This is a genomic window from Mesorhizobium sp. M8A.F.Ca.ET.218.01.1.1 (assembly GCF_004791165.1).
In the GTDB taxonomy this organism is placed as follows: Bacteria; Pseudomonadota; Alphaproteobacteria; order Rhizobiales; family Rhizobiaceae; genus Mesorhizobium.
Window position 1 is genome coordinate 1 of sequence record NZ_SRUZ01000134.1, and the last position, 323, is coordinate 323.

General features: G+C 64.1%; 1 protein-coding gene. It reads right to left on the reverse strand.

The window, feature by feature from the left end; translation table 11 throughout:
- On the reverse strand, positions 1-323 hold a 323-nt coding region (locus EN861_RS34720), incomplete at both ends, for a molybdopterin cofactor-binding domain-containing protein (protein WP_145972056.1).

A 323-nucleotide genomic window follows, 5' to 3' on the forward strand; every position in this document is an offset into this window, starting at 1 on the left:
AAGGGAATCTCCTGGTTGCCGATGCGCACCCTATTGGGCAGGAACAGCACCTGGTCGCGCGGCACCTGGTATTTTTCCGAAGCGAAATTGGCCAGCCGGTCCTTGATCTGGCGCGCGGCGTTCTGCGCCGCCATGCCGTTGAGGTCGGAGCCCGAGGAAGCCGCGGTGGCGGAGGTGTTCGGCACCTTGCCGGTGGTGGTCGCGGTGATCTTCACCTGGTCGAGGTCGATCTGGAATTCCTCCGCCACCACCTGCGCCACCTTCAGGTAGAGGCCTTGTCCCATCTCGGTGCCGCCATGGTTCAGGTGCACCGAGCCATCGGT